This window comes from Synechococcus sp. CBW1108 (assembly GCF_015840335.1).
In the GTDB taxonomy this organism is placed as follows: Bacteria; Cyanobacteriota; Cyanobacteriia; order PCC-6307; family Cyanobiaceae; genus Cyanobium_A.
This window is the reverse complement of sequence record NZ_CP060395.1, coordinates 392,844-419,358: the sequence shown is the minus strand read 5'-3', so window position 1 is coordinate 419,358 and position 26,515 is coordinate 392,844. Positions and strand designations below refer to the sequence as shown.

Sequence of the window (26,515 nt, the reverse complement as noted above, 5' to 3'; positions counted from 1 at the left end):
CAAAACTGAACTAACGCTCCAGTCGCTGGGGGCCAAGCAGCAGGGACGCCAGATCGCGCAGAAGGTTCCGCAGTCCCTCGCGGCGCCCCGACCCACGCACGCGTCTCGAAGTCAGGTGGGCGCCAAACAGGGCCTTGATGCGGGAGCCATAGGCGACAGCAGGGTCACTGACGTGGCCCCTCATCGTGAAAAACCGGGCCCGAGACTCAAAAAAGCCTGAGGCTCTGGCCAAACCGCTTGAGAAGGTGGCATCGCCATTATTTGCCAGCTCGCCCAGCGCCTGGGCGAGGGCTGACCATTTGGCTGCGTGACTCGTTAAAAATTGCAGGTGGGGTTGGACCTCTGGCCTGGTGAGGCCCGCAGATCTGGGCACCCCACAGGTGTTGCCAGAATGTTGCCTCCACAGCACAAGCGGAGCATCCAACACCTCGGTAGTACCTGCAACCGTACCTAGAAAATAGGTGAGGTCGTCATGGCCGCGCCCCACGAAGACACCTTCTGGCAGCAGGTCGAGAAAACGGCTAGCCAGTTCGACCAGGTGACGATGGGCCACGATCGAATGACCCGGAACAATGCATAGGGGATTCAGCTCCAGGGGGGCAAAGGTGCCCGGGCGCTGCAGGTAGGCCGGGAAAATTTCAGGATCCACCTCCTCTCCGCGCAGCAGGCTGCAGGTGTGGAGGACCAGATCCAGCTGACGGGGGGATCTGGCAAGTGCAGCCGCCACCCGCGCGAGCTTCTCAGGCACCCAGATGTCATCCTGGTCGCAGAAAGCGATATAGCAACCGCGGCAGGAGCGGGCCGCTGCGAGAAAGTTGCGGGTGTAGCCAAGACGCTCGGGGTTCACGGTGAAGTGAACTGGAAATGGCGCTGTGCGCGCAAATTCGGCCGCGATCGCCGCGGTGCCATCCGTGGATCGGTCATCGGCAATGACCAGTTCCAGTGGCAGTGCACTCTGGCGAGCCAGGGAGTCCAGTTGGGACTCCAGGTGACGCTCGCCGTTGAAACTGGCAAGGGCTACTGAAATGGCGCTGGGCTCGGGTTTCAGGTTTCTCAGCCGCCGGCGGCGAAGGTGGAAAGGAGGAGCACTGAAAGCAACATGCCGGGCAACAGCAGCGTTACCAGCAGGCCCAGATCGTGGGGGGTCATGGCGAGAGATTAGGGACTTTTCTCAACTTCGCCAGCGCTTGATGCCGATCCCGGCACCAGGCTGCGCAGGAAAACCAGGGCCAGGCCCAGGGCGATAAAGGCGAAGCTGAAGGTGGCCAGAAAGGACATGCCCACAATCAGGGTTTTGAGGGCAGTGGCGATGCTCTGGGCAATCGCCGAGCTGTAGCGGGGGGGGTGGAGGGCGTAGTAGCCCACCAGCCTCTGGCTGAGTCCCAGGGCCAGCCAGGCCAGCAACCCGGCGGTCAGCGAACCCGACAGGAAGCTCAGCGGCCCCTTGCGGGGTCGCTCGGCAGGGGGGGCGGCGCTGGGGGCAGGATCGATCACCGCTCCAGGCTGACACCCCGGCTGCTGAAGCTGCAGCACCAGGCCCTAAAACCGCCCTGCCCGAGTTCGTCAGCCAGGGCGGCATGGGCCGCCTGGGCCTGCTCCAGGCTGGGGAAGAGGGCAAACAGGCTGGGCCCCGAGCCGCTCATCGCCACGGCTAGAGGCTGTGCCTGGCGCAACAGGGCCAGGCCCTGGCGCACGCTCTCCACTTCGGCTTCGACCACTGCCTGCAGATCGTTGCGCAGGGGCGGCAATGGCGTGCCCTGAACCAGGCCCCGCAGGAGGGATTGGGACAGCGGCCCCTGGCGCAGGGCTTGGCGGCGCTGCTCAAATTCACCTTCGCTTTGGAGGTAAAAGTCGCCCCGCAGCGCCTGGCAGCGGCCATAGGCCCAGGGCGTGCTGACACTCACCTGGGGATGTTTGACCAGCAGCAGCGCCAGCTTCAGGGGGGCCTGGAGCTCCAGCGGCTCCAGCCGCTCGCCCCGGCCAAAACAGAACTGGGTGCCGCCATCGAGGCAGAACGGCATGTCCGAACCCAGCTCGGCCGCCATGGCTTGGAGGGCCTCTGCCCGAAAGCCCAGGCCCCAGAGGGCATTGAGACCCACCAGGGCGGCCGCCCCGTTGCTGGAGCCCCCTGCCAGGCCGGCGCCGATGGGGATGCGCTTCTCCAGCACCAGCTCCGCCCCCAGCTCCACCAGGCCCGAGCGGGCCCGCAGCAGCTCCGCCGCCTGCACGATCAGGTTGGTGCCATCGGTGGGCAGCTCTGGTTGGTCGCAGCGGAGGCTGATCTGGCCGTCGGCGCTGGGGCGCAACCAGAGGCGATCGGCCAGATCGATCGACTGCATGACCATTGCCAGCTCGTGGAAGCCGTCGGGCCGGAGGCCCAACACCTCCAGGTGCAGATTGATCTTGGCGGGCGCCCGCACACAGAGATCAGCCATGGGAATCGGCCTGGGCGGGCGCTTTGCACGCTTGATTCAAGCTGCCCGCCAGCACCACCCAGGCCCCCGGCGCGATCTCCTGGGGCCGCTGGAGCATGCCGATGCCCGCCGCGGCCGCCAGGGCAGCCAGCTGAGGTTCGGGCAGCAGGCCCGCCAGGGTGTTGCGCAGCATCTTGCGCCGGGCGCCAAAACAGCGCTTGAGCAGCATCTCCACCGTGCGGGCCACCCCTGACTCCAACTGCTGATCGGCCCCCAGGGGCTCGATCAGGATCACCTCGGAGTGCACCTTTGGTGGCGGCTGAAAACAGCGGGGGGGGTACGGCGCAGACCAGCTGGCAGCGGGCCATCAGTTGCATCCGCACGCTCAGGGCCGAATAGGCACTGGAGCCCGGCAGGCAGCGGATGCGCTCGCCCACCTCCCTTTGCACCAGCAACACCAGGCGCTCGTAGGGCCGGGCAACGGGACGGTCGAGCCGGCCCACCAGGCGCTCCAGCAGCGGCCCGGTGATGTTGTAGGGAATGTTGGCGACCACCTTGTTGGCCGCCGGCAGCTCCACGGCGAGCACATCACCCGATGTGAGGCTGAAACGGGGCTGGTCTGCAAAGCGCAGCTGCAGACCAGCCACCAGGTCGCGGTCGAGCTCCACCGCCAGCACCGCCGCCGCCGGGGAGGCCAGCAGCCGCTCGGTCAGGGATCCCCGGCCGGGCCCCACCTCCAGCACCCGATCGCCGCTGCCCAGCTCTGCCGCCGCCACGATGCGGCCTAGCACCCCCTGGTCAATCAACCAGTGCTGGCCGAAGCGCTTACGGACGCGATGGGCAGCAAAACTCATGGATCTGGCCGCTGTCTCTGGGCCCTGCAGTTCAGCATCCCAAGCGAAGCTCAAAGCATGCAACTGGGCTCGTGGGTGACCCTCCCATCAGTGATCGAGCCGCAGCCAACGCACTGGCCCCCTGGCCGGGGCCAGGGGCACCAGGGCGAAAACCAGCTCCACTGCGCTGGCGGCCCAGTCGGGATGGGCTGCCAGCCAGCAGGCCCAGGCCCGCTCCAGCCTCAGGCGCTTACCCCGATGCAGGGCCGCCACACCCCAGCCATCGGGTCCGCAGCGGCGGCGGCCCTTCACCTCCACCAGCAGCAGCCGGCCGGCCTTTTCCAGCACCAGATCCAGCTCGCCCCAGCGGCAGGTCCACTGGCGCGCCAGCAGGCGCCAGCCCCGCTGCTGCAGCAAGCGCAGAACCCGCTGCTCAGCCCAGTCCCCCTGGCGGCGCGCAGCGGTGCGGGGCATGGGCAGGCTCCGGGCGAATTGGTGTTGATGTCCTTCAGCTTTCCCACCGGGGCCTGGCGGCAACGGGGATGGGTCAGCCGATTGCAGCTAGAAAATCGGCAACGGTCTGAATCAAGATGCCGCTAGCTGATTAGCTAAACAGCTTCCTAACGGCTATCTACCGATCGAGCAGGAAATACACCTGGTGGTCAGTTGTCAGCCAGTCACTCGGCGAGGGCGGCAGCAGGGAGGTCTGTCCCGGAGCCCAGGAGTTGGAGGGTTTAAACTTACGTTTCACGCTTTCAAGTGTAGATCCAACTATTGTAGATTCAAAGCTGTGACGATGATCCGGGCGGAAATATGGGTGTCTTTGGAGGGGGGCTTGGCGATCTATATGCAACAGCCTCAAGGCGGCACTATTGTGTAAGGTGTACATGCGCTGGAGAATTGAAAACGGTTGCACTGTGAACACGGCACGATGCCCACTTCAATGGTTCGATAACTGCTAAACCATCGGGTACCTGTCGGCAATGTTTGTTCCTCAGGGTGCCGTGGCGATGACCAATCTGCGATGATTAGGTTTTAAATCGATCCGCTAGTGTGCCGTCCCGGAAATAACAGATAGAATTCGGAGTGTCACCCGAGGTGCCCCTTGGCGCTTGGACGTCCGATGCCTCCGCTGGTTCTCAGCGAAGAAGAGGTTCAGCATTTGCAGGCCCTTGCCCATTCCCGATCCCTGCCGCATTCGATCGTTCAACGCGCCCAGATCGTGCTGGCCTGCGGCGCCGGTGAAAGCAACACCGCTATCGCCAAGCGAATGGGCCTGACGGGGATGACCGTCGGCAAGTGGCGCAAGCGCTACCGGGATCTCGGTCTGGAAGGGCTGCACGACGAGCTCCGCCCCGGCCGGCCGCGCACCTACGAGGACGACAAGGTTGCCGAGGTTATCAACCGAGCCCTGCAGACCAAACCCGCCGATGGCAGCACCCAGTGGTCAGCGCGTTCTCTCGCAGCCGCTACAGGAATTTCAAAAACCACCGTTCACCGCTGGCTGCAAATCTTCTCGGTCCAGCCGCACCGGCAGAAATCTCACCGCTGCGCGGAAGCCTTCGGCTACTTGTGCCACGAGTCAAACGTTCACCATGAACACTGACGCAACTACACCAGGGATGGGAGTGTGGCCTCCCGGAGCCGGCCTGCAGGGGCAGGCTCCAAACCACCCCATGCTGCTGCGTTCAAAAGGCGCGGTGGGTGAGCGATGGGGAAAAGGCGGACGTGATCCGTCAGGTGAGTGATGGAAAGATGAGCGCAAGCGAATCGCCGCTGACGCAACCGCTGCGCGGAAGCCCAAGGGCTACGAAAAGGCTTTCAGTCGCTGTCAAAACGGGTGGAGGTAGCCGACACCCGGAACAGTGTGGACGTCACCTGCTTACGGTCCACATGGCAGCCGGTGTACCGCTTCGCGCAAGCCTTCGGCTACAGGCGACATGAGTCCATCACAGGCCTCGGTGTGGAACGTGGGAACCTGCCATGGGGTGTAAAGGGAAAGTCTCAAGTGGCCACAACCACGAGGGCGACTACCAAGACCCATGGCAGGGGCGGAGCAGCTCGTAGTAGTGATGAAGGGGCTGTAATGGCCCTGGAGCGAAGGGGCTGCGTCATTCGGTTCGAACACTCTCCACAACTGCCCCCGGCAGGAGGACGGAGGTGAGTTCGGACAAGTCGCTACCGATCACCAAAGCGATGGTCTGGAAGGCCTATCAGCTTGTGAAGCGGAACGGGAAGGCGGCTGGTGTGGATGGCCAGAGTCTCGATGACTTTGCCCAAGACCTGGAGAATAATCTCTATAAGCTCTGGAACCGGATGGCATCTGGGAGTTACTTCCCGCCAGCGGTTCGGCGTGTGGAGATTCCCAAGTCTGGAGGCGGTTCAAGGCCTCTGGGCATTCCCACGGTGGCTGATCGCGTTGCTCAGATGGTGGTCAAGCAGGTGCTGGAGCCCCAGTTGGAGCCGATCTTTGATCAGGACTCCTATGGCTACAGACCGGGAAAGTCGGCCCACCAGGCCGTGGAGAGCTGCCGTAAGCGCTGTTGGAAGTATGACTGGGTAGTGGATCTCGATATCAAGGGGTTTTTCGACTCGATCGATCATGACCTCCTGATGCGGGCCCTCCGGTTTCATACCTCCGAGCGCTGGGTGCTGCTGTATCTGCGGCGATGGTTGGAGGCACCGGTGGAATTGCCGGATGGGTCTCTCCAGGAACGGACCAGTGGCACGCCCCAGGGTGGTGTCATCAGTCCATTGCTTGCCAATCTGTATCTGCATTATGCGTTTGACTCCTGGATGCGTGGAGTTTTCCGCACATCCCGTTTGAGCGCTATGCAGACGATGTGATCTGCCACTGCCACAGCCTCTCCGAGTGCGAACGGCTCATGGCGGCCTTGCAGGAGCGATTCGCATCCTGCGGGCTCACGCTGCATCCGCAGAAGACCCAGGTGGTCTATTGCAAGGACAGCAGCCGTCGTGGTCAGTTTCCTCGGATTCAGTTCACGTTTCTGGGCTATTGCTTCCGGCCGCGTATGGCCAAGAACCGGCATGGGGAGATCTTTACGAGCTTCCTGCCGGCGGTGAGTCCGCAGGCGCTTAAGCGCATGCGGGACAGGATCCGGCAGATTGATCTGCGTCGACAGACCTATCTGCCGTTGGAGGAGCTTGCCAGACGACTGAATCCGATCCTGCGGGGCTGGATCCAGTACTACGGCAGGTTCTATCCAACGGAGCTGAGGGCCAAGTTGTTCAGCTACCTAAATCAGGAGCTGAGCGCCTGGCTGCGGCAGAAGCACCAACGACTGCGGCGTAAGCATCGCCGCAGCCGTGAGCTCCTGACGCGGATTGGCCAACAGCGCCCTGGCCTGTTTGCCCATTGGCACGGTGAGCGGGCAGTGGCTGGATGACAGGAGCCGTATGACGCGAGAGTGTCACGTACGGATCTGTGGGGGCCTCGGGGGGAAGTTCCCCGGGGCTACCCGGCGGTTCCCATGCCCGCGGTGAGGGGCGCTGGGATTCAGATGCAGACATCCTCGTGGTAGTGCCATTCCAGGGAAGGCATCTGGCTCAGATCCGCGCAATTCGAAAGTCTTGCCATGCGGGCTTCCCCCTCGACCTGCTGGTGCGGCGGCCCCATGAGATCGCCGAGCGCTACTTGGGCGGGGATCCGATCATCCGTGCAGCCCTCGATCACGGAACGGTTCTGCATGGCTGAAGCCTGGAGTGCAGTGCCTGAGTGGCTGTGATGTTATTTCTGCTGCATTCATCAGCCTGAGCTACCTATCAAACCGAGTTCACTGCAGCTCGTCGACATGGCCGAGGAGATTGAGTGGTTCCGGTCCCTGGCTGCCGCACAGAAGTAGCCGCTCCGATCTTCCTCAGGTTGGCTTCCAGCCGATCACCATGGATCGGCTAAGCGCTTGCAGGAATTGGTTGACTGCTTCTCTTTGGTGTTGTGTGTCCTTGCTGAGCGTCTATTGCCGGCCAGGATGAAGGCCTAACCCAGGGCTTCCGGAAACGCTTCTCCATCCCACCGCCCTGAGGAGGCAACAACGATCGCCGATCGGATCAACCAGAAGTGCCACCACGACTGGATTGACTGCGATGTGATCGGCATCGCCCTGCTGGGGGTCTTCAGAGCCGCTGGGCACTGCTACGCCTGGGGGCATTGAGACAGCAGGCGCAAGATGTCTACACTGAGCTGTACACACACCAGGGCTGGTCCCATGGATGTGCTGCCCAGCCGCGTGTTTATGAACGGCAACAGCCAGGCTGTGCGCATCCCCGCCGAGTTTCGCCTCAGCAGCGATCGGGTGCAGATCAGCCGCACCCCAGAAGGCGATCTGCTCATTCACCCCTGTCCAAGCCAGCGGGGCCAGGCCCTGCTGCAGGCCCTCAGCAGCTTCGATGCTGACTTTGTGGAGGCACTGGAGCAAGAGCAGCAAAACAAGCTGCCGGTGCAGGAACGGGAAGCCCTGTGATCTATCTGAGCAAGAACCGTCCGCCTCAGGTAGCCCAGCGCATCGATGCCCTCGGCGATGACGACTCCATTGCCATGTCGTTCATCACCTGGGCCGAGCTGCTGCGCGGCGCAGAGGGCAGCCAGCGGCGGGAGGCCACCCTGCAGCATCTCGAAGCCCTGAGCCGGCTGGCGCCGGTGCTCTATCCACAGGGACCGGGGATTTGCGAGCACTACGCCGTTCAGGCCACCGCACTGAAGCGCCGTGCCACACCGATCGACGCCAACGACCTCTGGATCGCTTGTCATGCTCTCGCCATCGGCGCCACTGTGGTGAGCCACAACGTCAGTGAGTTCAGCCGGGTGGAGGGGCTGCAGCTGGTGGACTGGGCCGTCTGAATCGACCTGAGGTCGGGGCTGCCCCGGCTTGACGGCGCAGTCGTTCGCCAGCTCCTGCGGGTGCTTAGGTCTCAAGCCCGGGCGCAGGTGCTCTGAGCATCAGCCCGGTCTGGTTTCTGCCTCTATTCACCTCCATGCCGCCAGCCGGCTCCACTTCTCCTCCAGCAGTGATGGGCTTCTCCCCAGATTGATGCCGGCGTGATCAGCTGGAATGGCAAGAATCCTGCGATTCCACCACCCGTAAAGCTGAACGATGGTGGCCCACTGATGAGTGACATCGTGATCGAGGATCGTTGTTAGAAACTGTGATCCTTTTTTGTGATACCTCTGCCCTGCTAAAGCTCTTCATCGACGAGCAGGGCAGCGAGAGCATGATCAAGGCAAGCTCTTCATCAGAAGGAATCGCGGTCTGCAGGATCACCTGGGCTGCGTCGATGGCTGCATTCGACCAGGCTCGATCCATGTTTGAGCAGGCTTGGCCTGGCTTTGCGATCGCGGATGTCACCCAGCCGCTGGTTGAAAAAGCTGGTGTATTTGCCGAGGCTTTTGGCCTTCGCGGCTACGACAGCGTTCAGCTGGCAGCTGCCCATCGGTTGCATGAGCATCTAGCCCTTCCGCTGACCTTTGCCTGTTTCGACCGACGCCTCAACCAGGCCGCCAAGCTGCTGCAGTTAGAGGTGCTTCCGTGACACAAGCAGCCACGATCACCAGTGAGATGGACCATCTCGATCAGCTCGGTGCCAAGGACTTTGATGCCTTCCTGGTCCGCAAATACCTGATGTCCACCTAGTGTTCAGTCCCGCAAATAACTGATAGAACATGAAGTGTCTCCCGGGGGGTCTTTCCATGGCCGTCGGCCGTCCGATGCCGCCGCTGGTCCTCACAGGGGACGAAGTTCAGCAGTTGCAGGCCCTTGCCCATTCCCGATCCCTGCCGCATTCGATCGTGCAGCGCGCCCAGATCGTGTTGGCCTGTGGCGCTGGTGAAACCAACACCGCTATCGCCAGACGGATGGGCCTGACCGGAATGACCGTTGGCAAATGGCGCAAGCGATATCGGGAGCTGGGCTTGGAAGGTCTGCACGACGAGCTCCGCCCCGGCCGGCCGCGCACCTACGAGGACGACAAGGTGGCCGAGGTGATCAACCGGGCCCTGCAGACCAAGCCCGCCGATGGCAGCACCCAGTGGTCAGCGCGTTCTCTGGCAGCCGCCACAGGAATTTCAAAAACCACCGTTCACCGCTGGCTGCAGACCTTCTCGGTCCAGCCGCATCGGCAGAAGCATTTCAAATTGCCGACCGATCCGTTCTTTGTTGAGAAGGTCCGCGACATCGTTGGCCTGTACCTGAATCCACCCGAGAACGCTGTCGTGCTCTGCGTTGATGAGAAGACGCAGATCCAGGCCCTAGACCGCACTCAGCCGCTGTTGCCCATGGGCCTGGGCTACGTGGAAGGTGTGACGCATGACTACATCCGCCACGGCACCACCACCCTGTTCGCCGCACTGGATGTGGCCACCGGTGCGGTAATCGCCGAATGCAAGCCCAGGCACCGGCACCAGGAGTTCCTCAGCTTCTTGCGAAGGATCGACAAGGAGGTGCCCAAGGAGCTCGATCTGCACCTGATCGTCGACAACTACTGCACTCACAAGCACACCAAAGTGAAGGCCTGGCTGGCGCAGCGGCCTCGTTTCCACGTCCACTACACCCCCACCTACGCCTCCTGGCTCAACCAGGTGGAGCGATGGTTTGGGATCATCACCCAGAAGGCGATTCGGCGCGGCAGCTTCTCGAGCGTCAAAGAGCTGATCAACAAGATCGAGCAGTTCGTGGCGGCCTACGACAAGACCAAGGTGCCGTTCAAGTGGACCGCCACCGCCGACTCAATCCTGGAGAAGCTCCAGCGACTTTGCTCGCAAATCTCCGGGACGGCACACTTGGTGGTGGGGTTCCCGTGATCAGGAAGGACGCGTCAGCTGTCTCTGGAAGCGGGCGATTTCCAGCTCCAGCACCCCCTCATTGATTGCCAGCGCATGGGCAATCGCCCGCAGTTGCAGGTCTTCCTCTGGCTCGATTTCGCCGTCGGCGCAGGCCACCCGGAAGGCGGATTCCAGGATCAGCTCGCGGCCGTTGTCATCGAGCAGGGGCAGCTCTTGGCGCAGCCGCTCCAGCAGGGCATCGAAGGGGGCTTCGGCTCCCAGGGCCTGGGTGGCTTCGGCCAGGGCCTGCAGTTCTTGGGGATCTGGCCGCTCGCCCATGATCTCGGCGTAGGCTTCGGCCATGCTGGCGATTTCCGGCGCCTCGATCTCGCCGTCGGCGAGGGTAATTGCCATCATGCAGTTGAGCATCAGATCGCGCACTTTGGTGGCGTAGCGGTCGCCATGGGATGCGGCCCAGCGCAGATCGGTGAGATCCCGCTGCTTGCGGTTGTGCTGGGAGGCGCGGGGGTCGCGCTTGCAGCCGCTGCGGCCGCCAGAGAGGCTGTCATAGATGTGGAACGTGAAGCGATCCACCAGCTGCTGGCAGAAGCTCACCCCGCGCACCGAGTTGCCGTAGGCATCGAGGCGCGGCGAGAAGGTGGCAAAACCCATCAGGTTGGGGACCACCACCATCACTGCACCTGCAACCCCCGATTTGGCCGGCAGGCCCACCTCCAGGGTGAAAGTGCCGGCATTGTCGTAGAGCCCCGAGGCCTGCATTACCGAAAGGGTTTTCTTGACCACATCTGTGCTGAGCACCTGCTGGCCGGTTATCGGGCAGACGCCGCCATTGGCCAGGGTGGCCGCCGCTATCGAGAGCATCGTGGCGTTCATCTCGATGCTGCAGCACGAGAGGTAAACGTCCATCATTTTGTGTAGATCAACGCCGCGGGGTAGGCCCCGGCCGCCCCGCAGCAGGTAGGCAATCGCAAAATTGTTGTCTGCGGTTTCCCGCTCCGAGAGCATCGTCTCTTCGCTGAAGCGCACTGGGGCGATCCCGCCGCTGAGATTTGCCCACAGATCCATGATCGTCTGGGTGATCTGCCGGGCGTCCAGCTCCGGGGTTCCCGAGGCCACCAGGCCCGCCATCATGATCGCGCCAGCATTCACGCAGGGGTTGAATGGCCGTTGATCGGGTAGCAGCTCTAGGGAGTTGAAGGGGCGGCCGGAGGGCTCCACCCCGACGAACTGGTTGATGAACTCCACGCCTTCCCTGGCGAGGCCAAAGGCATAGGTGAGCGGCTTTGAAACCGACTGAATAGAGTGGTAAACATCCACATCACCCAGGCCCATCCGCTGGCCATCGACACTGCAGATTGCCACCCCCCATTTCTCTGGATCGGCATCCCGGAGGATCGGGATGTAATCGGCATTGCTGCCGCTGCGGTCGGGGGCCACATGCTTAAACACCGTCTCAATGTCGGTGCAGAACTCCTGCCAGTCGGGGATCACGAGCTGGCGCTTAAAGGCGCGGCTCAGCATCAAAAGCTCTTCTCCCACCAGGGCTGCGAAACAATCGAAATCGATTGCTCTTTCTCCAAGCGCCTTCAGCTTGGCCATGGTGGAGGCCAGGCGAAAGTCGTCTAGGCAGATGCCGCTGCTTGCAATGCGAGCCTGAATGGCTTTGGCAGTGGTGGTGCCGTTGACTTCTACGAGGGCGAAAAGTTCTCGGAGGCGATCCATCAAGGGACTTGATTAATTCCAACCTTAAGCGCGTCAAATCGTATCAAGGCATACTAAACGTCGTCACCGCAGCCAGGGCTCGGCGCGCAGCACGGCCCCCAGGGGCAAGGGCCCATACAGGTGGGGGAAGGGCTCCCCGCTGCCGGCCTGCTCAAGACGCACCTCCAAACCGGCAGCCGCCAGGCGCTGGGGATCAATTGTCAGCAGCAGCACCTCCCCGGCGGGCAGGTCGCCATAAAAGAGGGCCGCGGTAGCCTCCACCTGGTGGGCGTTGCTCAGATGGATGAAGCCCACCACCTCCAGGGAGCGACCCCGGGTGGAGTGGCGATACATGCCATCGGCCCGGGCCGCCTGCCACTCCGGCCCCAGCGCCAGGTGATAGAGCCAGCCGGGAGAGCGCCAGGCAGCCCGTGCCGCCCAGGGCTCCTCGAGTGCAGCCGCCAGCTCTGGCCCGGCCACAAACCTACCCAGCCAGGCCTGGAGCGCCTCGATTTGGGGCTCTGCATCGAAGCCCGCCGGATCCACCAGGCGGAACTGGCGCACGAAGGGCAGCAGGGCCCAGTCGGCGAGCGACGGCCGAGGGCCCAGCAGCCAGCCCCCCAGCTCCAACCGTCGGCTCCAGCTGCGCAAGATGGTTAGGCCGGCCTGGCGATGGGCCCCAGCGGCCTCGCCCCGGTAGCGATCGGGGTATTTGAAGCGATCGAGGTGGTGCTTGAAGGGGCCGTCGTTTGCGGTGATCAGCGCCTCCATCGCCGCCACCTGGGCCGGCCCCCAGCCCCCCAGCCAGCCGTGGGGGGCGCTGCGCCCCAAAGCCCAGTGCATGATCCCCAGGCTCTCGTCGAGCACCCGCCCATCGGGCAGAACCAGCACCGGCACCGTGCCCTTGGCCGAGGCCTCCAGCAGCTCGGGGGGCTTGGCCTGCAGGTGCACCTCCCGCAGCTCCAGATTCACCCCCGGCCGCAAGCCAGCCGCCGCCAGCGCCAGTCGCGCCCGGATCGCGTAGGGGCAGCGCCGGAAGCTGTAGAGGATCGGCCGGAGGTCAGCCACTGGCCCGGGCATGCTCGATCTGGCGCTGGCGTTCGGCGAAGCGGGCCCGATCGGAATCGCTGAAACGCTCGAGGCAGTGGCGGCAGCTCACCCCGACGCGAAAGCTGGGTAGCTGGCGATCAGCCGGCGCCAGCGGCAGGCCGCAGGCGAAGCAAAGGCTGTGCTCCCCGGGCTCGAGCTGGTGGTTCACCGCCACCCGCTGGTCAAATACGAAACACTCACCCCACCAGCTGCTGCCCTGGGCCGGAACCTCCTCGAGATAGCGGAGGATGCCGCCCTCCAGGTGGTGCACCCCCTCGAAGCCCTGCTGCTGCAGATAGGCGGTGGCCTTCTCGCAGCGGATGCCCCCGGTGCAGAACATGGCAATTGCCTTGGGCTGGCGCTCGGCCACCAGCGGCCTGAGCTCCTGCTCCACCCACTGGGGAAACTCGCGAAAAGTTGCGGTGCCTGGATCAATCGCACCTTCAAAGCTGCCGATCGCCACCTCGTAGGCGTTGCGGGTATCAATCACCAGGGTGTCGGGGCGGGCGATCAGGGCATCCCACTGCCCAGGGGGCACGTGGGTGCCCACCTTCGAGGCCAGATAGGGACTCACCTGGGGCTCACCCATGGTCACGATCTCACGCTTGAGCCGCACTTTGAGCCGGTGGAAGGCCTTAATGCCGGAGCGGCTCAACTTGGCTTCCAACCGCTCCAGGCCTGCAACCTGCCGCAGCCGATCCAGCAGCACCTGCACGCCAGCATCTGCTCCGGCGATCGTGCCATTGACCCCCTCAGCCGCCAGCAGGATCGTGCCGCTTAGCCCCTGAGCTTCCGCCAGCTGCAGCAGTTCGCCCCGCAAGGCCGGCAGGTTTTCAAGCGCGGCGAAGCGATAGAAAGCCGCCACCAGCAGGCTCATCCCCCCACCCGCACCCCGGCGGCGGCCAGCAGTTGCCGGTCTGCCTCCACCGCCGGATTGGAGGTGGTCAGCAGGGTGTCGCCATAGAAGATCGAATCTGCCCCCGCCAGCAGGCAGAGGATCTGGGCCTCCCGACCCAGCTGTTCCCGGCCGGCGCTGAGCCGCACCCGGGCGGAGGGCATCAGGATCCGGGCCGTGGCCACCATCCGCACCAGCTCCAGGGGATCCACCGGCGGCAGCTCCTCCAGGGGGGTGCCCTCCACTGCTACGAGGGCATTGATCGGCACGCTCTCGGGATGGGGATCCAGGTTGGCCAGCACCTCGAGCAGGCCGGCCCGATCGGTCTGGGTTTCGCCCATGCCGATGATGCCTCCGCAGCAGATCGATATCCCAGCGGTTCGCACCCGCTGCAGCGTCTCAAGCCGCTCCTGGTAGGTGCGGGTGGTGATGATCCGCCCGTAGTGCTCGGGGCTGGTGTCGAGGTTATGGTTGTAGGCGCTAAGCCCTGCCTCCGCCAGTCGTGCCGCCTGGGAATCGCTGAGCATGCCGGCGGTGACGCAGGCTTCCAGGCCCAGCCCGCGCACGCCCCGCACCATCGCCAACATCGCCTCAAAGGGCGCCCCATCACGGATCTCGCGCCAGGCCCAGCCCATGCAGAAACGATCGGCCCCGGCCTGCTTGGCGGTGCGGGCCCGAGCCAGCACCGGCTCCACCTCCAGTTCCGGTCGGCCGCTCAGGTCGCTGCTGTTGTGCAGCGACTGGGGGCAATAGGCGCAGTCTTCTTCGCAGCCGCCTGTCTTGACGCTCAGCAGCGAGGCCAGCTGCACGTGGTAGCCGGGGTTGGCCTCCCGGTGCACCTGCTGGGCCTGCCAGAGCAGATCCACCAGGGGCAGCTCAAGCAGGGCCATGATTTCGGAACGGCACCAGTCGTGACGTGTGATCAAGGAAGGTTCAGCAGATTCAGCAGGGATCGACTCCGCCGAAGCGGCGCTGGCGGCCCTGGAAGTCGAGCAGGGCGCCCAGCAGGGCCGGCTCGTCGAAATCCGGCCAGAGCACATCGGTGATGTGGATTTCGGCGTAGGCCAGCTGCCAGAGCAGGAAGTTGCTGATGCGCAGCTCGCCGCTGGTGCGAATCAGCAGGTCGGGATCCCGTTCGCCGGCGGTATGGAGCTCAGCGGTGAAGGCCTGCTCGTCGATGGCGGCCGGATCGAGGTCGCCATCGGCGCAGCGCTGGGCCAGTCGTCTGGCAGCTCGTACCAACTCGGCCCTGCCGCCGTAATTGGTGCAGACGTTGAAGTGGATGCCGGAGTTGGCGGCGGTGCGCTCGGTGGCGTCGGCGATCAGGCGCTGCAAGCCCGGGGGTAGGGGCTCGAGATCGCCAAGAAAACGAATGCGCACCTGCTCCTGCTCCAGGGCGTGCAGCTCCCTGGCCAGGACCCGCTCAAACAGGGTCATCAGGAAGCTCACCTCCTCTCCCGGGCGGCTCCAGTTTTCGGTGGAGAAGGCGTAGGCGGTGAGGGCACCGATGCCCAGGTCGCTGCAGAGCCGCAGGGTGCGTTTAAGTGCCTCGACGCCCTCGCGGTGGCCCATCACCCTGGGCAGGTTGCGCTGCTTGGCCCAACGCCCGTTGCCGTCCATGATCACGGCCACGTGGCGCGGCAGCCTGGCCCCATCCAGGTCAGACAGCCCGGCCTGGGCGGCAGTCACAGTGTCGGTCGCCAAGGCGCGACTCATCCGCGGAATTCCGGCGTGTCCTTGGTCACGGTACGACCCGCAGGCAAGGCCAGGGCCTTGCTGAGCAGATCGTGGAGGCGACTGCTGGTGATTGGCCTCTCCAGCCGGCCCTGGCTCGCCAGGGAAAGGGTGCCCGTTTCCTCGGACACCACGATGGCCAGACACTGGTTAAAGCGCTCGGTAAGCCCCAGGGCCGCCAGGTGGCGAGTGCCGTAACGATTGATCCCCTGGCGTGAGAGGGGCAGGATCACTCCGGCGGCCACAATCCGGTTGGCCTTCACCAGCACGGCCCCATCGTGGAGCGGCGTGTCGGCGGCAAACAGGTTGAGCAGCAGGTCCACGGTCAACTTGGCATCGAGATCAATGCCGGGGTTGAGAAAATCCTCGGGCCGCAGATCACAGCCCAGGTCCACCACGATCAGGCCGCCGCGACGGGCCTGGGACAGGCGCCCTGCCGCCTCGCTGAGTATGGCCACCGAACCTGAGCCCAGCTGGTCGCTGCTGCGGTTGTCAAACAACACCCCGAGCCTGCCGGTGCCGAGCAGCTCCATCAAGCGCCGCAGCTCTCCCTGCCAGAGAATCGCCAGGGCAAGGCTGCAGGCCAGCACCAACGCCTCCACCAATTTACTGGTGAGGGGCAGATTGGCGTATCTCTGCACGACCCAGGCCAGGGCCACCAGCAGCAGATAGCCGCGCAGCAGCCAGAGGGTGCGGGCCTCGGTGATCCGGCCCAGCACCAGGACCCCCAGGCTGGTTGCAAACAGCAGATCCAGGGGCAGGCGCGGATCGATGAGGCGAAGCAACCCCCCAAGTTGCGGCCCGACCACAGCCCCTCCTGACAATCAGCTCAGCCTAGGTAGCGGAGTCGGGATGGCAGAACGTCGTAGCGCAGTAGGTCTTCCGGCTGCTCGCGACGCTGAACCAGTTCGGCAGATCCCTCCGCAACCAGCACGGTCGCCGGCCGGGGGATGCGGTTGTAGTTGGAGCCCATCGAGGCATTGTAGGCACCGGTGGCGAATACCACCAACACATCCCCAGCGGTGGCAGGGGGCAGGGCCAGGTCCTTGAGCAGCACGTCGCCGGATTCGCAGTGCTTGCCGGCCACGGTGACGGTTTCGTTGGGCTCGGCCATGGGGCGATCGGCCAACAGGGCTGTGTACTGAGACTGATAGGTGATCGGCCTGGGGTTGTCACTCATGCCGCCATCTACGGAGAGGTAGGTACGCAGGCCTGGGATGGGTTTGCGGCTGCCCACCTCGTAGAGGGTGACCCCCGCCGTTGCCACCAGGGAGCGGCCGGGTTCGCAGAGCAGCCGCGGCAGAACGAGCCCCCTCTCCCGGCAGGCCTCCACCACCGCTTCTGCCACCGTGCGCACCCAGGCATCGATTGAAGGGGGATCGTCGCTGGCCACGTAGCGGATCCCGAGGCCCCCGCCCACGTTGAGATCCTCCACGGGATGGCCGAGGGATCGGGCCAGGGCCAGGGCGTCGGCCAGCACCGCGGCCACATCGCGGTGGGGCTGCAGTTCGAAGATCTGGGAGCCGATGTGGGCGTGCAGCCCGGTGAGACGGGCCCAGGGGCAGGTCGTCAGATGCCGCATCACCGCCTCGAGCTGGTCGGGATCGAAGCCAAACTTGCTGTCGAGGTGTCCCGTGCGGATGTACTCATGGGTGTGACATTCGATGCCGGGCGTAAAGCGCAGCATCAGTCGCGCCGGCCCAGGGAAGTCCGGTGCCAGCTCAGCCAGCAGCTCCAGGTCCCGCCAGTTGTCCGCCACCACGGTGACCCCGTGGGCCACGGCCAGGGCCAGCTCCTCGCGACTCTTGTTGTTGCCGTGCAGCACGATCCGCTCGCCTGCCATGCCCCCCTGGAAAGCGGTCAGCAGTTCTCCAGCCGAGACCGCGTCGAGCCCCAATCCCTCGGCGGCCACCAGGGCCGTGATCGCCAGGGAGCTGTTGGCTTTGGAGGCGTACAGGGCCAGAGCTTCGCCCGGATAGTGCCTGGCCAGGGCTTCGCGATAGGCCCGGCAGGTGGCCCGCAGGGTGGTCTCGTCGAGCACGTAGAGGGGAGTGCCGTATCGGCGGGCCAGGTCGCTGAGGGTGCAGTTCCCCAGGCTCAGGCGCCCCTGCTCGTCCAGTCGGGTGCTCAGGGGGGTGAGGTTGCGGTTGGGGCTGGATAGGTCTTGGTCAACCTCAAACGGCAGCGGCTGCGCGAGGGGCTCACGGGAGGTCACCATGGCTGGGGCCGCGCGGGTCTAGGGAGCATGAATGTACGGAAGCCCCTGGCGCCGCTGCGCCAGTCCCTGCTGATACCCGACGATTGGCGCCCCTGTCTCGACCTCGACAGGGCCAGCCTGGGGGGGCTCTGGAGCGCCAGCCAATGGCAGATTGAGTTGGCCGATCAGGGCCGGCCGGGGGTGGGACTCTGGCGGGGGGAGCACCTTCTGGCCATGGCCTGCGGCTGGCTGGTGCTCGATGAACTGCACATCACCCTGGTGGCGGTTGCTCCGGAGCAGAGACGCCGGGGCCTGGGCGGCAGGGTGCTGGAGGCCCTGCTGGAGATCGCCCGGGCCAGCGGAGCTCTGCACGCAACCCTGGAAGTTGCCCCTGGCAACGGCGCCGCGGTGGCCCTCTATCGCCGTTGCGGCTTTCTGGATGCGGGGCTGCGTCGCGGTTACTACCGCAATGGGGACGATGCCCTGATCCAATGGCTTCGGCTAACGGCAAGCAAAGATGAAGAGCCAGGGTGTGGATAACCGGCTTTTCTTATTGCTGAAAACCGCTACATCAGAAGCTCAAGTTGTTTGCAAAAGCCCGCAGTCTGCCTGTAGCAGCAACGGATCTGGCTTTCAGCGAACCTAAACCACACCCCACCCGATAACCCTGGTAGCTTGGAACAACTTGTACCAGGCCCCGGCCCATGTTCGAGCGGTTTACCGAGAAAGCCATCAAGGTGATCATGCTGGCCCAGGAAGAGGCCCGCCGCCTTGGCCACAACTTTGTGGGCACTGAACAGATTCTGCTGGGTCTGATCGGCGAGGGTACCGGCGTGGCGGCCAAGGTGCTCAAGTCGATGGGCGTCAACCTCAAGGATGCCCGCGTTGAAGTTGAGAAGATCATCGGCCGGGGCTCCGGCTTCGTGGCCGTCGAGATTCCCTTCACCCCCCGGGCCAAGCGGGTGCTCGAGCTCTCCCTCGAGGAGGCCCGCCAGCTGGGCCACAATTACATCGGCACCGAGCACCTGCTGCTGGGTCTGATCCGAGAGGGCGAAGGGGTCGCTGCCCGGGTCCTCGAGAACCTCGGCGTCGACTTGGCCAAGGTGCGCACCCAGGTGATCCGTATGCTCGGCGAAACCGCTGAGGTGAGCGCAGGCGGCGGGGGCGGCAAGGGTTCCACCAAAACCCCCACCCTCGACGAATTCGGCACCAACCTCACCCAGCAGGCCGCCGACGGCAAGCTCGACCCAGTGGTGGGCCGCCAAAACGAAATTGAGCGGGTGATCCAGATCCTGGGTCGCCGCACCAAGAACAATCCCGTGCTGATTGGCGAGCCCGGCGTCGGCAAGACCGCCATCGCCGAGGGCCTGGCCCAGCGCATCAACTCCGGCGATGTCCCGGACATCCTCGAAGAGAAGCGCGTTCTCACCCTGGACATTGGACTCCTGGTGGCCGGCACCAAGTACCGCGGTGAATTCGAGGAGCGGCTCAAAAAAATCATGGAGGAGATCCGCAGCGCCGGCAACGTGATCCTGGTGATCGACGAGGTCCACACCCTGATCGGGGCGGGGGCCGCCGAGGGTGCCATCGATGCCGCCAACATCCTCAAACCAGCCTTGGCGCGAGGTGAGCTGCAGTGCATCGGCGCCACCACCTTGGATGAATACCGCAAACACATCGAGCGCGATGCCGCCCTGGAGCGCCGCTTCCAGCCGGTGATGGTGGGCGAACCCTCCGTCGATGAAACTATCGAAATTCTGCGCGGCCTTAAGGAGCGCTACGAGACCCATCACCGGCTCAAGATCGCCGATGAGGCCCTGATTGCTGCGGCCACCCTGGGGGATCGCTACATCTCCGACCGCTTCCTGCCGGATAAGGCGATTGACCTGGTCGACGAGGCCGGTAGCCGGGTGAGGTTGATGAATTCGAAGCTGCCCCCGGCCGCTAAGGAGGTGGATAAGCAGTTGCGCTCTGTCCAGAAGGACAAGGAAGATGCCGTGCGCGAGCAGGACTTCACCAAGGCCGGTGAACTGCGCGACAAGGAGGTGGAGCTGCGCGATCAGATCCGCTCGATCTTGCAGGCCCGCAAGGATGAAGAGCCAGCTGGCAGCAGCGAAGTTGTTGACGTCGCCCTGACCGATGCCCCCGTTGATCTCGTGCGCACGCCGATGGTCACCGAAGAGGACATCGCCCACATCGTGGCTTCCTGGACCGGCGTGCCGGTGCAGAAGCTCACTGAGAGCGAATCGGCCAAGTTGCTCAACATGGAGGACACCCTCCACCAGCGTCTGATCGGCCAGGACGAGGCGGTCAAGGCAGTCTCTCGGGCGATCCGCCGGGCCAGGGTCGGCCTTAAGAACCCCAACCGCCCCATCGCCAGTTTCATCTTCTCCGGTCCCACCGGCGTCGGTAAAACCGAGCTGACCAAATCCCTGGCGGCTTACTTCTTCGGCAGCGAGGACTCAATGATCCGCCTCGACATGTCCGAATTCATGGAGCGCCACACGGTCAGCAAGCTGATCGGCTCTCCTCCCGGATATGTGGGCTTCAATGAAGGTGGCCAGCTCACCGAAGCGGTGCGGCGTCGCCCCTACACCGTGGTGCTCTTCGATGAGATCGAGAAGGCCCATCCCGATGTGTTCAACCTGCTACTGCAGCTGCTCGAAGACGGTCGCCTGACCGATTCCAAGGGTCGCACGGTCGACTTCAAGAACACTCTGATCATCATGACCTCGAACATCGGTTCGAAGGTGATCGAAAAGGGCGGCGGTGGCCTTGGCTTTGAATTCGGCGGTGGGGATGCGGATGAAACCAACTACAACCGGATCCGCTCCCTTGTAAATGAGGAGCTCAAGCAGTATTTCCGCCCCGAATTCCTCAACCGTCTCGACGAGATCATCGTCTTCCGTCAACTCACCCGTGACGAGGTCAAGATCATCGCCGAGATCATGCTCAAGGAGGTCTTCGGTCGCATGTTGGAGAAAGGTATCGCCCTATCTGTCACCGAGGCCTTCAAGGAGCGCCTGGTGGAAGAGGGCTACAACCCCTCCTACGGGGCCCGCCCGCTGCGCCGCGCCGTGATGCGCCTGCTCGAAGACTCCCTGGCCGAGGAATTCCTCAGCGGCCGGATCGGCGATGGCGATTCAGCCCTGGTGGACGTCAACGACGACAAGCAGGTGGTGATTTGCAAGCAGACAGCCCTGTCGGCCGAGCTCGAGCTTGCTGGTGCTGGCGTCTGAAATTGATCGGGCCGGGATGATCAACCCCGTCAATCACCACTCGATTGCGCCGGCCCAGGTGCTGCGGGGCCCGGGAGCTTGGGACCAGGCGCAAGGGCCCATCGCTGCCCTGGCCCAGAGTCCCCTGCTGCTTGGCCGCAGTGCCGCCACCGCTGGTCTGCGCCAGAGCCGCAGGGCCGATCTGGAGGCCGCCGGTTTGGAAGTTTCCACAGCCGAGCTCCGCCACGACTGCTGCGAAGCCGACCTCACTCGCCTCGCCGCTGAACTGGAGCAACGCCGCTGTGATGCGGTGATCGCCATGGGCGGCGGCAAGGTGCTGGACGCCGGCAAACTGCTCGCCCACCGTCACGGCCTGAGCTGCATCACCGTGCCCACCAGTGCGGCCACCTGTGCCGGCTGGACGGCCCTGGCCAACGTCTACACCCCCGAGGGCGCCTTTCTGGGCGATGTCGCCCTGGCCCGCTGCCCCGACCTGCTGATCTTTGACCACAGCCTGGTGCGCCTGGCTCCACCCCGCACCTTGGCCAGCGGCATCGCCGACGCCATGGCCAAGTGGTACGAGGCCTCGGTGAGCAGCGGTTCCAGCGGCGATGGCCTGGTGCAGCAGACGGTGCAGATGGCCCGGGTGCTGCGCGATCAGCTGATGTTGGAAGCTGAAGCAGCCCTGCTCGATCCCCACGGTGCCGCCTGGGAGCGGGTGGTCGAGGCCTGTGGTTTGACTGCCGGGCTAATCGGTGGCATTGGTGGGGCCCGCTGCCGCACCGTGGCGGCCCATGCCGTGCACAACGGCCTCACCCAGCTTCCGGCAAGCCATGGCCATCTGCATGGCGAGAAGGTGGGTTTCGGGGTTCTGGTGCAACTGCGTCTCGAAGAGGTGCTGGGCGGAAACCAGCTCGCAGCCCAGGCCCGCCGCCAGCTGCTGCCCCTGTTCCGCCGGCTGGGGCTGCCCGTCAACCTGGAGCAGCTGGGCCTGGCGGGGGAGAGCCTGCAGGAGCTCGAGCAGGCCTGCGCTTTTGCCTGTCGCGCCGATTCCGACCTGCACCACCTGCCCTTTGCCGTGGGCCCCTCGGATCTGCTGGCCGCCCTGGTGAGCACCTGCAGCAGTGAGCGCCAGCCAGCTTGAACAGCCTGGCTGCCCCCGAGCAGGAGCTGGTGCGCGAAGCGGCGCGCAGCCTGCTCGATCCCCAGGGCCGGGCCCTGGCAGCCCAGGTGGAGTGGTGGCACCTGCCAGGCCTGGGCCCCAGCGATGGGGGCTCCTGGCCCGTGGCCGTGCTGGGCGAAGGGCCACCGGTGCTGTTGCTGCATGGCTTCGACAGTTCCTTTCTGGAATTCCGGCGGCTGGCCCCGCTGCTGGCTGCCAGCGGAGCCCAGCTGTTCATCCCCGACCTGTTTGGCTTCGGTTTCTGTCCCCGACCCGCCGCAGCTGACTACGGCCCCAGCGGGGTGCTGCGCCACCTGGAGTTACTGGTGCGGGCAATTGGCCAGCGCAACCCAGCTCCCTTGGGCCTGATCGGGGCATCCATGGGCGGTGCGGTGGCGGTGGAGCTGGCCCGGCGCCTGCCCCAGCAGGTGGAGCGGCTGCTGTTACTTGCGCCCGCCGGCCTCACGGGTCGGCCCATGCCGCTGCCGCCCTTGCTCGATGGTCTGGGGGTACGCTTTCTGGCCCTGCCCGGGGTGCGCCGGGGCCTTTGTCGCGCTGCCTTTGCCGACCCCGACAGCGCCGTGGGCCCGGCGGAATTGGAAATCGCCTCCCTGCACCTGCAGAGCCCCGGCTGGGCCGAGGCCCTGCGACGCTTCGCCCGCTCGGGCGGCTTTGCCGGCTGCGGAGCACCCCTGCCCCTGCAGCCGATCAGCGTGCTCTGGGGGGCGGACGATCGCATCCTGAGGCCACCGCTCAAACGGGCCGCCCTGGCCCTGTTAGGAGAGCGAGTGAGTGTGCTGGAGAACTGCGGCCACCTGCCCCACCTTGACCAAGCCGCCAGCGTGGTGACCAGCTGGCTAACCCCACCCCCCCGGCTATGAGCAGTCCAGGCGACACCCCCAATACCAATCCCTCCCGGCCGGTGATGCAGCTGCTGGCCAGGGGCTTGCAGCTTTGGGTTCGCCAGCAGTGTCAGTCGATAGACAGTCTCGAGATCCGCTTGGAGGGCTCGCCCCTGCAGCTGCTGCGGGGCCGGCTGGCTGGGGTGCGGCTGCTGGCCAGGCGTGTGGTGTATCAGCAATTCCACCTGGAGCTGGTGGAGTTGGCCAGTGGTCCGATTCAGGTGCATGTCGGCAACCTGCTCAGGGGCCAGCCCCTTCAGCTGGAGCAGGCTTTTCAGATCCAGGGCCAGGTGAGTTTCACCCCTGCTGGCCTGACCCGCTCCCTGGGCGACCCCCGCTGGCGCTCCCTGGCCGACAGCCTGGGCGAAACCCTGCTGGGAATCGTGCCCCTGGGGGGGGTGCGCATCCACCACGACAAGCTGGTGCTGACAGCCCTGGCCCAGGGCAGCCCCGATCCGATCGAACAGGAAACCACCGTTGCCTCCGTTGGCGGCAGTGTGGAGATTCGCTGTGTGGCGGGCAGCCCCAGCTACCTGCTGCCGATGGATCCCGGCATCACCATCGGCGCTGCCCGCCTGGAGGCGGGCATGCTGCAACTGCTGGGCGCGGCCCGGGTCAGCGCTTAGCGCTGCACCAGGGGCAGCACCAAGGTGACCAGGGAGTAGACCACCGCCGGCACGAACAGGTAGCTGTCGATCCGATCCAGGACGCCGCCGTGGCCGGGGATTGCATCGCCGGAGTCCTTCAGGCCCGCATCCCGTTTCATCATCGATTCGGTGAGGTCTCCCACCAGGGCGAAGAGGGCCACCACCGCTCCCAGCACCGCGCCGAGCAGCCAGCCCCAACTCCAGCCGATCCAGCTGCCGCCCAGGGCGCCGACCGCCATGGCGCAGCAAACCCCGCCCAGGGCCCCCTCGATGGTTTTGCCCGGTGATATGGGGGAGAGGGGACGGCGGCCCAGGCGGCGCCCGATCACGTAGGAGCCGATATCGGTGGCGACGATTAGGAAGCAGGCCAGCAGGGTGAGGGCCAGGCCGGTCCCCTCCAGCTCCCGCAGGCGGATCCAGTAGCTGGGCAGGAAGCCCAGGTAGAAGAGCCCGAAGATTGAGGCGGCGATGTCGGCGATTGTGCCGGTTACCGGCTGCAACAACAGCCAGCCGCAGATCACGGCGCCGGAGGCCGGCAGCACCGCCGCCGCCACATCGCCGGCAAACCAATCACCACCCAGCAGGGCGCTGCCGCTGGCCAGCTGGGTGGTGATCAGCAGCAGCTGTACGGCGACCAGGGTGGTTTTGATGGCCGGTCGGATTCCCTTGAACTGGGCCATCCGGAAGAACTCCAGCAGCCCCAGGTGCACGATCAGGCCCAGGGCCACCGTGAACCACCATCCCCCCAGCATCACCACCACGAAACCGAAGGCTCCGGCGGCCCAGCCGCTGAGCAGTCGGGGCAGGGAGGTGGCCGTGCGAGGAGTGGGAATCAAGCGGGATTCAGGAACGGCAATCAGCAGGGCGCGTCAGGGGATGGGCGCTCAGCTGCGATCAGAAAGAGGGGCTCTGCCGCAGCCAGCTTGGCCTGGCTGCCGCGCCGTTGCATGCGGTGCACGGTGGCCTGCACCACCTGCACGTCCGTAGCTGCCAGCTGGCTGAGGGTATCGGTGGCATCCACCAGACCCTCGAGGCTGGCGGTGCTGATCACCAGACGCCCCTTGGGAACCAGGGCCTTCCATACCGCCAGCAGTACCCCGCCGAGGGGGCGCCCCACCTCCAGCAGCACCCGGTCTGGGTGGGCCGGGAGCTGGGCCAGGTCGTCGGGGGCGGCACCGGCGTGGATGTGCAGGTTGGTGATCCCAAAGCGGCGCCGGTTCTGCTCCAGCAGCTCGATCGCTTCAGGGTCGCGCTCGAGGGTGTGCACTACTCCCTTGGGCATCAGGCGGGCAATCTCCAGGGCCAGGGCACCGGTGCCCCCGCCCACATCCCAAACCAGGGAGTCGGGCCGTGGGCGCAGATGGGCCAGCAGCATCACCCGCAGCTCCATCGGGGTGGGGCTGAAGCCGGGGGCGTCCACAAAGGAGCTATCCGGCAGGCCGGGAGTGACGAAATCCCACTGGTAGGAATCGGCAGGTGCACGCAGGTCCATCACCGGGCCCCTATGCGGCCACAACCTTCACCGTATCAGCGATCTGGCCGGGCCAAAGCAGGGCCTGCCGCTGGAGCCAGGCGGCGCGGGCGGGATCGATCCGCTCGCCCGGCACCAGCAGCGGAATGCCAGGGGGATAGGGGCAGAGGGGCTCGGCGGCGATGCGACCGACCGCCGCCGCCAGGGTCACGACCTCGCAGGAGGCTCGCCAGGCCAGGCCCAGCGGCAGCTCTGGCTCCCCAACCAGGGGTAGGGGCGGCGCGCTGAAGGGTGGCAGGGGATCGCCACCCAGGGCATGCCGCAGCCGCTCCAGCTGGCGGGGTAGGCGCCACACCAGCCCCGCTGGCGGCGCCAGCCCCAGGCAGAAGGTGAGCGCCCCCGGCTCGGGTAACTCGGCGATCACCTGCCTTTCCAGCAGCCAGGCATCGGCGGCGAGGCCGTTGATGCCCAGGGCCGCGGTGTTGAGCACCAGCCGCAGGGGATCGTCGTTGGCGACCAGGGTCAGCCCGGCCGCCCGGCAGTGGCGCTGCAGCCGCTCCCCCACCCGGCAGGCCTGCCGCCAGCGGCCAAGCCCCGCCGGGCTAGTGAGCTCGGTGAGGGCCGCCTCGGCGGAGGCCAGCAGTAGGGCGCTGGGGCTGGAGGTCTGCAGCCATAGCAGGGCCCTTGCCAGGGCCTGGCGGTCTACCCGCTGCCCCTGCAGCAACAGGGCCGCACTCTGGGCCAGACCGCCCGCGGCCTTCTGGCTGGAGAGCACCACCAGATCGGCCCCGGCAGAGAGGGCCTCAGCGCGGCCATGGGCCTGGTCAACCAGCACCGGTAGGCCGCGCTGCTGGGCCAGGGCCACCAGGGCGGGCAGATCGGCCCGCTGGCCCTGATAGCTGGGCGAAACCAGCACCAGGGCAGCCACCGGGCCAGCGACTGCGGCGGCGTCCAGCACCTGGGCCAGGTGGGTCGGGCTGGGGGGCAGCCAGAGGCCGGTTGCCGGATCGAAGGGCAGGTCGAATAGCAGGGGCCGCAGCTGACCCAGCACGCAGGCATGCAGCAGGGAGCGGTGCAGGTTGCGGGGCAGCAGCACCCGGCTGCCCGGGGGGGCCAGGGCCAGCAACCCAGCCTGCAGCAGGCCGGTGGCCCCATTGACCCCAAACCACACCCCATCGGCCCCGAGCTGGCGGGCGCAGCGCTGCTGGGCCGCGGCCACGGCGCCGCCATCCACCAGGGGACCGCCGAACTGGGGTAATTCCGGCTGGTCCCAGCTGCCTGGCCGCTGGCGCAGCAGGGCAGCCAGGGCCGGTGAGAGACCCCTGCCGCGGCCGTGGGCCGGTAGGTGCAGCGGCAGACCCATGGGTGGGCGGATCGCGTTTCTAGAGTCTGACGAGCGAACGGCTGCCGTGCCTGTGAAGAGCGCCGAATCCAGCCCTGAAACCAGCCCTAGGAA

Annotated in this window: 27 protein-coding genes and 2 pseudogenes; 14 read left to right on the top strand and 15 right to left on the bottom strand. The window is 65.4% G+C overall.

The annotated features are described in order from the left end of the window. Window positions 1-10 precede the first annotated feature (10 nt). The 5 genes and pseudogenes from H8F27_RS02195 to H8F27_RS02175 all read right to left on the bottom strand — a co-directional run bounded on the left by H8F27_RS02195 (window position 11) and on the right by H8F27_RS02175 (window position 3,721). Entirely contained in the window at window positions 11-1,027 is a 1,017-nt protein-coding gene (locus tag H8F27_RS02195; protein ID WP_255517755.1) for a glycosyltransferase, read from the bottom strand. A 131-nt stretch (window positions 1,028-1,158) separates the two neighbouring features. After that, window positions 1,159-1,494 (bottom strand): DUF3082 domain-containing protein, encoded by a 336-nt coding sequence (locus tag H8F27_RS02190; RefSeq protein ID WP_197150945.1) that lies wholly within the window; start codon window positions 1,492-1,494, stop codon window positions 1,159-1,161. Continuing rightward, window positions 1,491-2,435 (bottom strand): 4-(cytidine 5'-diphospho)-2-C-methyl-D-erythritol kinase, encoded by a 945-nt coding sequence (ispE, locus tag H8F27_RS02185; RefSeq protein WP_197150944.1) that lies wholly within the window; start codon window positions 2,433-2,435, stop codon window positions 1,491-1,493. The genes H8F27_RS02190 and ispE overlap by 4 nt, the downstream gene beginning before the upstream one ends. Continuing rightward, window positions 2,428-3,268, bottom strand: a pseudogene (rsmA, locus tag H8F27_RS02180) (16S rRNA (adenine(1518)-N(6)/adenine(1519)-N(6))-dimethyltransferase RsmA). Before rsmA ends, ispE begins: the two are co-directional and overlap by 8 nt. Window positions 3,269-3,355: 87 nt before the next feature. Continuing rightward, window positions 3,356-3,721, bottom strand: coding sequence for a YraN family protein (locus tag H8F27_RS02175; RefSeq protein WP_197150943.1), 366 nt, complete (start codon window positions 3,719-3,721; stop codon window positions 3,356-3,358). 649 nt (window positions 3,722-4,370) lie between these two features. Here H8F27_RS02175 and H8F27_RS02170 point away from each other — a divergent pair. The 8 genes from H8F27_RS02170 to H8F27_RS02140 all read left to right on the top strand — a co-directional run bounded on the left by H8F27_RS02170 (window position 4,371) and on the right by H8F27_RS02140 (window position 10,061). After that, a complete protein-coding gene (locus tag H8F27_RS02170; RefSeq protein ID WP_231596462.1) occupies window positions 4,371-4,853 on the top strand; it encodes a helix-turn-helix domain-containing protein in 483 nt (160 codons plus the stop codon). A gap of 554 nt (window positions 4,854-5,407) precedes the next feature. Next, window positions 5,408-6,094 (top strand): group II intron reverse transcriptase/maturase, encoded by a 687-nt coding sequence (ltrA, locus tag H8F27_RS17405; protein ID WP_255517699.1) that lies wholly within the window; start codon window positions 5,408-5,410, stop codon window positions 6,092-6,094. Continuing rightward, window positions 6,091-6,654 (top strand): group II intron maturase-specific domain-containing protein, encoded by a 564-nt coding sequence (locus tag H8F27_RS17920; RefSeq protein WP_255517700.1) that lies wholly within the window; start codon window positions 6,091-6,093, stop codon window positions 6,652-6,654. The genes ltrA and H8F27_RS17920 overlap by 4 nt, the downstream gene beginning before the upstream one ends. Before the next feature lie 38 nt (window positions 6,655-6,692). Beyond that, window positions 6,693-6,962: a nucleotidyltransferase domain-containing protein gene (locus tag H8F27_RS18160; protein WP_370594457.1), complete on the top strand. Its 270-nt coding sequence runs from the start codon at window positions 6,693-6,695 to the stop codon at window positions 6,960-6,962. A gap of 511 nt (window positions 6,963-7,473) precedes the next feature. After that, complete coding sequence (locus H8F27_RS02155; protein ID WP_197150940.1) at window positions 7,474-7,728, top strand: antitoxin; 255 nt, start codon at window positions 7,474-7,476, stop codon at window positions 7,726-7,728. After that, on the top strand, window positions 7,725-8,105 hold the full coding sequence (locus tag H8F27_RS02150; protein ID WP_197150933.1) for a type II toxin-antitoxin system VapC family toxin: 381 nt from the start codon (window positions 7,725-7,727) through the stop codon (window positions 8,103-8,105). The genes H8F27_RS02155 and H8F27_RS02150 overlap by 4 nt, the downstream gene beginning before the upstream one ends. Window positions 8,106-8,398: 293 nt before the next feature. Further along, the gene (locus H8F27_RS02145) at window positions 8,399-8,794 is read left to right on the top strand and encodes a type II toxin-antitoxin system VapC family toxin (protein ID WP_231596461.1); all 396 of its coding nucleotides are present in this window, start codon (window positions 8,399-8,401) and stop codon (window positions 8,792-8,794) included. A 157-nt stretch (window positions 8,795-8,951) separates the two neighbouring features. Then, window positions 8,952-10,061, top strand: coding sequence for an IS630 family transposase (locus tag H8F27_RS02140; protein WP_197150931.1), 1,110 nt, complete (start codon window positions 8,952-8,954; stop codon window positions 10,059-10,061). On the opposite strand, the gene glsA is transcribed toward H8F27_RS02140, so the two are convergent. From glsA to lysA, 7 genes are all read right to left on the bottom strand, one after another. Beyond that, window positions 10,062-11,765, bottom strand: a complete 1,704-nt coding sequence (glsA, locus tag H8F27_RS02135; protein WP_197150930.1) for a glutaminase A — start codon at window positions 11,763-11,765, stop codon at window positions 10,062-10,064. 63 nt (window positions 11,766-11,828) lie between these two features. Next, the gene (locus H8F27_RS02130; RefSeq protein WP_231596460.1) at window positions 11,829-12,812 is read right to left on the bottom strand and encodes a DUF952 domain-containing protein; all 984 of its coding nucleotides are present in this window, start codon (window positions 12,810-12,812) and stop codon (window positions 11,829-11,831) included. After that, window positions 12,805-13,710: a rhodanese-related sulfurtransferase gene (locus tag H8F27_RS02125; protein WP_197150927.1), complete on the bottom strand. Its 906-nt coding sequence runs from the start codon at window positions 13,708-13,710 to the stop codon at window positions 12,805-12,807. Before H8F27_RS02125 ends, H8F27_RS02130 begins: the two co-directional genes overlap by 8 nt. Then, on the bottom strand, window positions 13,707-14,654 hold the full coding sequence (gene bioB / locus H8F27_RS02120) for a biotin synthase BioB (RefSeq protein ID WP_255517723.1): 948 nt from the start codon (window positions 14,652-14,654) through the stop codon (window positions 13,707-13,709). The genes H8F27_RS02125 and bioB overlap by 4 nt, the downstream gene beginning before the upstream one ends. Before the next feature lie 16 nt (window positions 14,655-14,670). After that, on the bottom strand, window positions 14,671-15,444 hold the full coding sequence (locus H8F27_RS02115; RefSeq protein ID WP_197150925.1) for an isoprenyl transferase: 774 nt from the start codon (window positions 15,442-15,444) through the stop codon (window positions 14,671-14,673). Next, window positions 15,441-16,247, bottom strand: a complete 807-nt coding sequence (locus H8F27_RS02110) for a diadenylate cyclase (RefSeq protein WP_231596459.1) — start codon at window positions 16,245-16,247, stop codon at window positions 15,441-15,443. Before H8F27_RS02110 ends, H8F27_RS02115 begins: the two co-directional genes overlap by 4 nt. Window positions 16,248-16,291: 44 nt before the next feature. Beyond that, window positions 16,292-17,680, bottom strand: coding sequence for a diaminopimelate decarboxylase (lysA, locus tag H8F27_RS02105; protein ID WP_197150919.1), 1,389 nt, complete (start codon window positions 17,678-17,680; stop codon window positions 16,292-16,294). Window positions 17,681-17,707: 27 nt separating this feature from the next. On the opposite strand from lysA, the gene H8F27_RS02100 reads away from it, so the two are divergent. From H8F27_RS02100 to H8F27_RS02080, 6 genes and pseudogenes are all read left to right on the top strand, one after another. Further along, a complete protein-coding gene (locus H8F27_RS02100) occupies window positions 17,708-18,199 on the top strand; it encodes a GNAT family N-acetyltransferase (RefSeq protein WP_197150917.1) in 492 nt (163 codons plus the stop codon). A 164-nt stretch (window positions 18,200-18,363) separates the two neighbouring features. Continuing rightward, window positions 18,364-19,671 (top strand): annotated as a pseudogene (locus H8F27_RS18155) (ATP-dependent Clp protease ATP-binding subunit); the annotation flags it as partial. A gap of 252 nt (window positions 19,672-19,923) precedes the next feature. After that, window positions 19,924-20,898 carry an AAA family ATPase gene (locus H8F27_RS18150; RefSeq protein ID WP_370594485.1) on the top strand — a complete coding sequence of 325 codons (975 nt, stop codon included), beginning with the start codon at window positions 19,924-19,926 and terminating at the stop codon, window positions 20,896-20,898. 16 nt (window positions 20,899-20,914) lie between these two features. Beyond that, complete coding sequence (locus H8F27_RS02090) at window positions 20,915-22,021, top strand: iron-containing alcohol dehydrogenase family protein (protein WP_197150914.1); 1,107 nt, start codon at window positions 20,915-20,917, stop codon at window positions 22,019-22,021. Next, window positions 22,018-22,920 (top strand): alpha/beta fold hydrolase, encoded by a 903-nt coding sequence (locus H8F27_RS02085; protein ID WP_197150912.1) that lies wholly within the window; start codon window positions 22,018-22,020, stop codon window positions 22,918-22,920. Before H8F27_RS02090 ends, H8F27_RS02085 begins: the two co-directional genes overlap by 4 nt. Beyond that, a complete protein-coding gene (locus tag H8F27_RS02080) occupies window positions 22,917-23,567 on the top strand; it encodes a DUF2993 domain-containing protein (RefSeq protein ID WP_231596458.1) in 651 nt (216 codons plus the stop codon). The genes H8F27_RS02085 and H8F27_RS02080 overlap by 4 nt, the downstream gene beginning before the upstream one ends. Here H8F27_RS02080 and H8F27_RS02075 read toward each other — a convergent pair. Genes H8F27_RS02075 through H8F27_RS02065 form a run of 3 tightly spaced genes read right to left on the bottom strand, consistent with a single transcriptional unit; the run spans window position 23,564 to window position 26,422 of the window. Then, entirely contained in the window at window positions 23,564-24,424 is an 861-nt protein-coding gene (locus H8F27_RS02075) for a phosphatidate cytidylyltransferase (RefSeq protein WP_197150911.1), read from the bottom strand. The genes H8F27_RS02080 and H8F27_RS02075 overlap by 4 nt on opposite strands. Before the next feature lie 20 nt (window positions 24,425-24,444). Next, window positions 24,445-25,080, bottom strand: a complete 636-nt coding sequence (gene cbiT / locus H8F27_RS02070; RefSeq protein ID WP_197150909.1) for a precorrin-6Y C5,15-methyltransferase subunit CbiT — start codon at window positions 25,078-25,080, stop codon at window positions 24,445-24,447. A 10-nt stretch (window positions 25,081-25,090) separates the two neighbouring features. After that, window positions 25,091-26,422, bottom strand: coding sequence for a lysine decarboxylase (locus H8F27_RS02065; protein WP_197150908.1), 1,332 nt, complete (start codon window positions 26,420-26,422; stop codon window positions 25,091-25,093). Window positions 26,423-26,515: the final 93 nt, after the last annotated feature.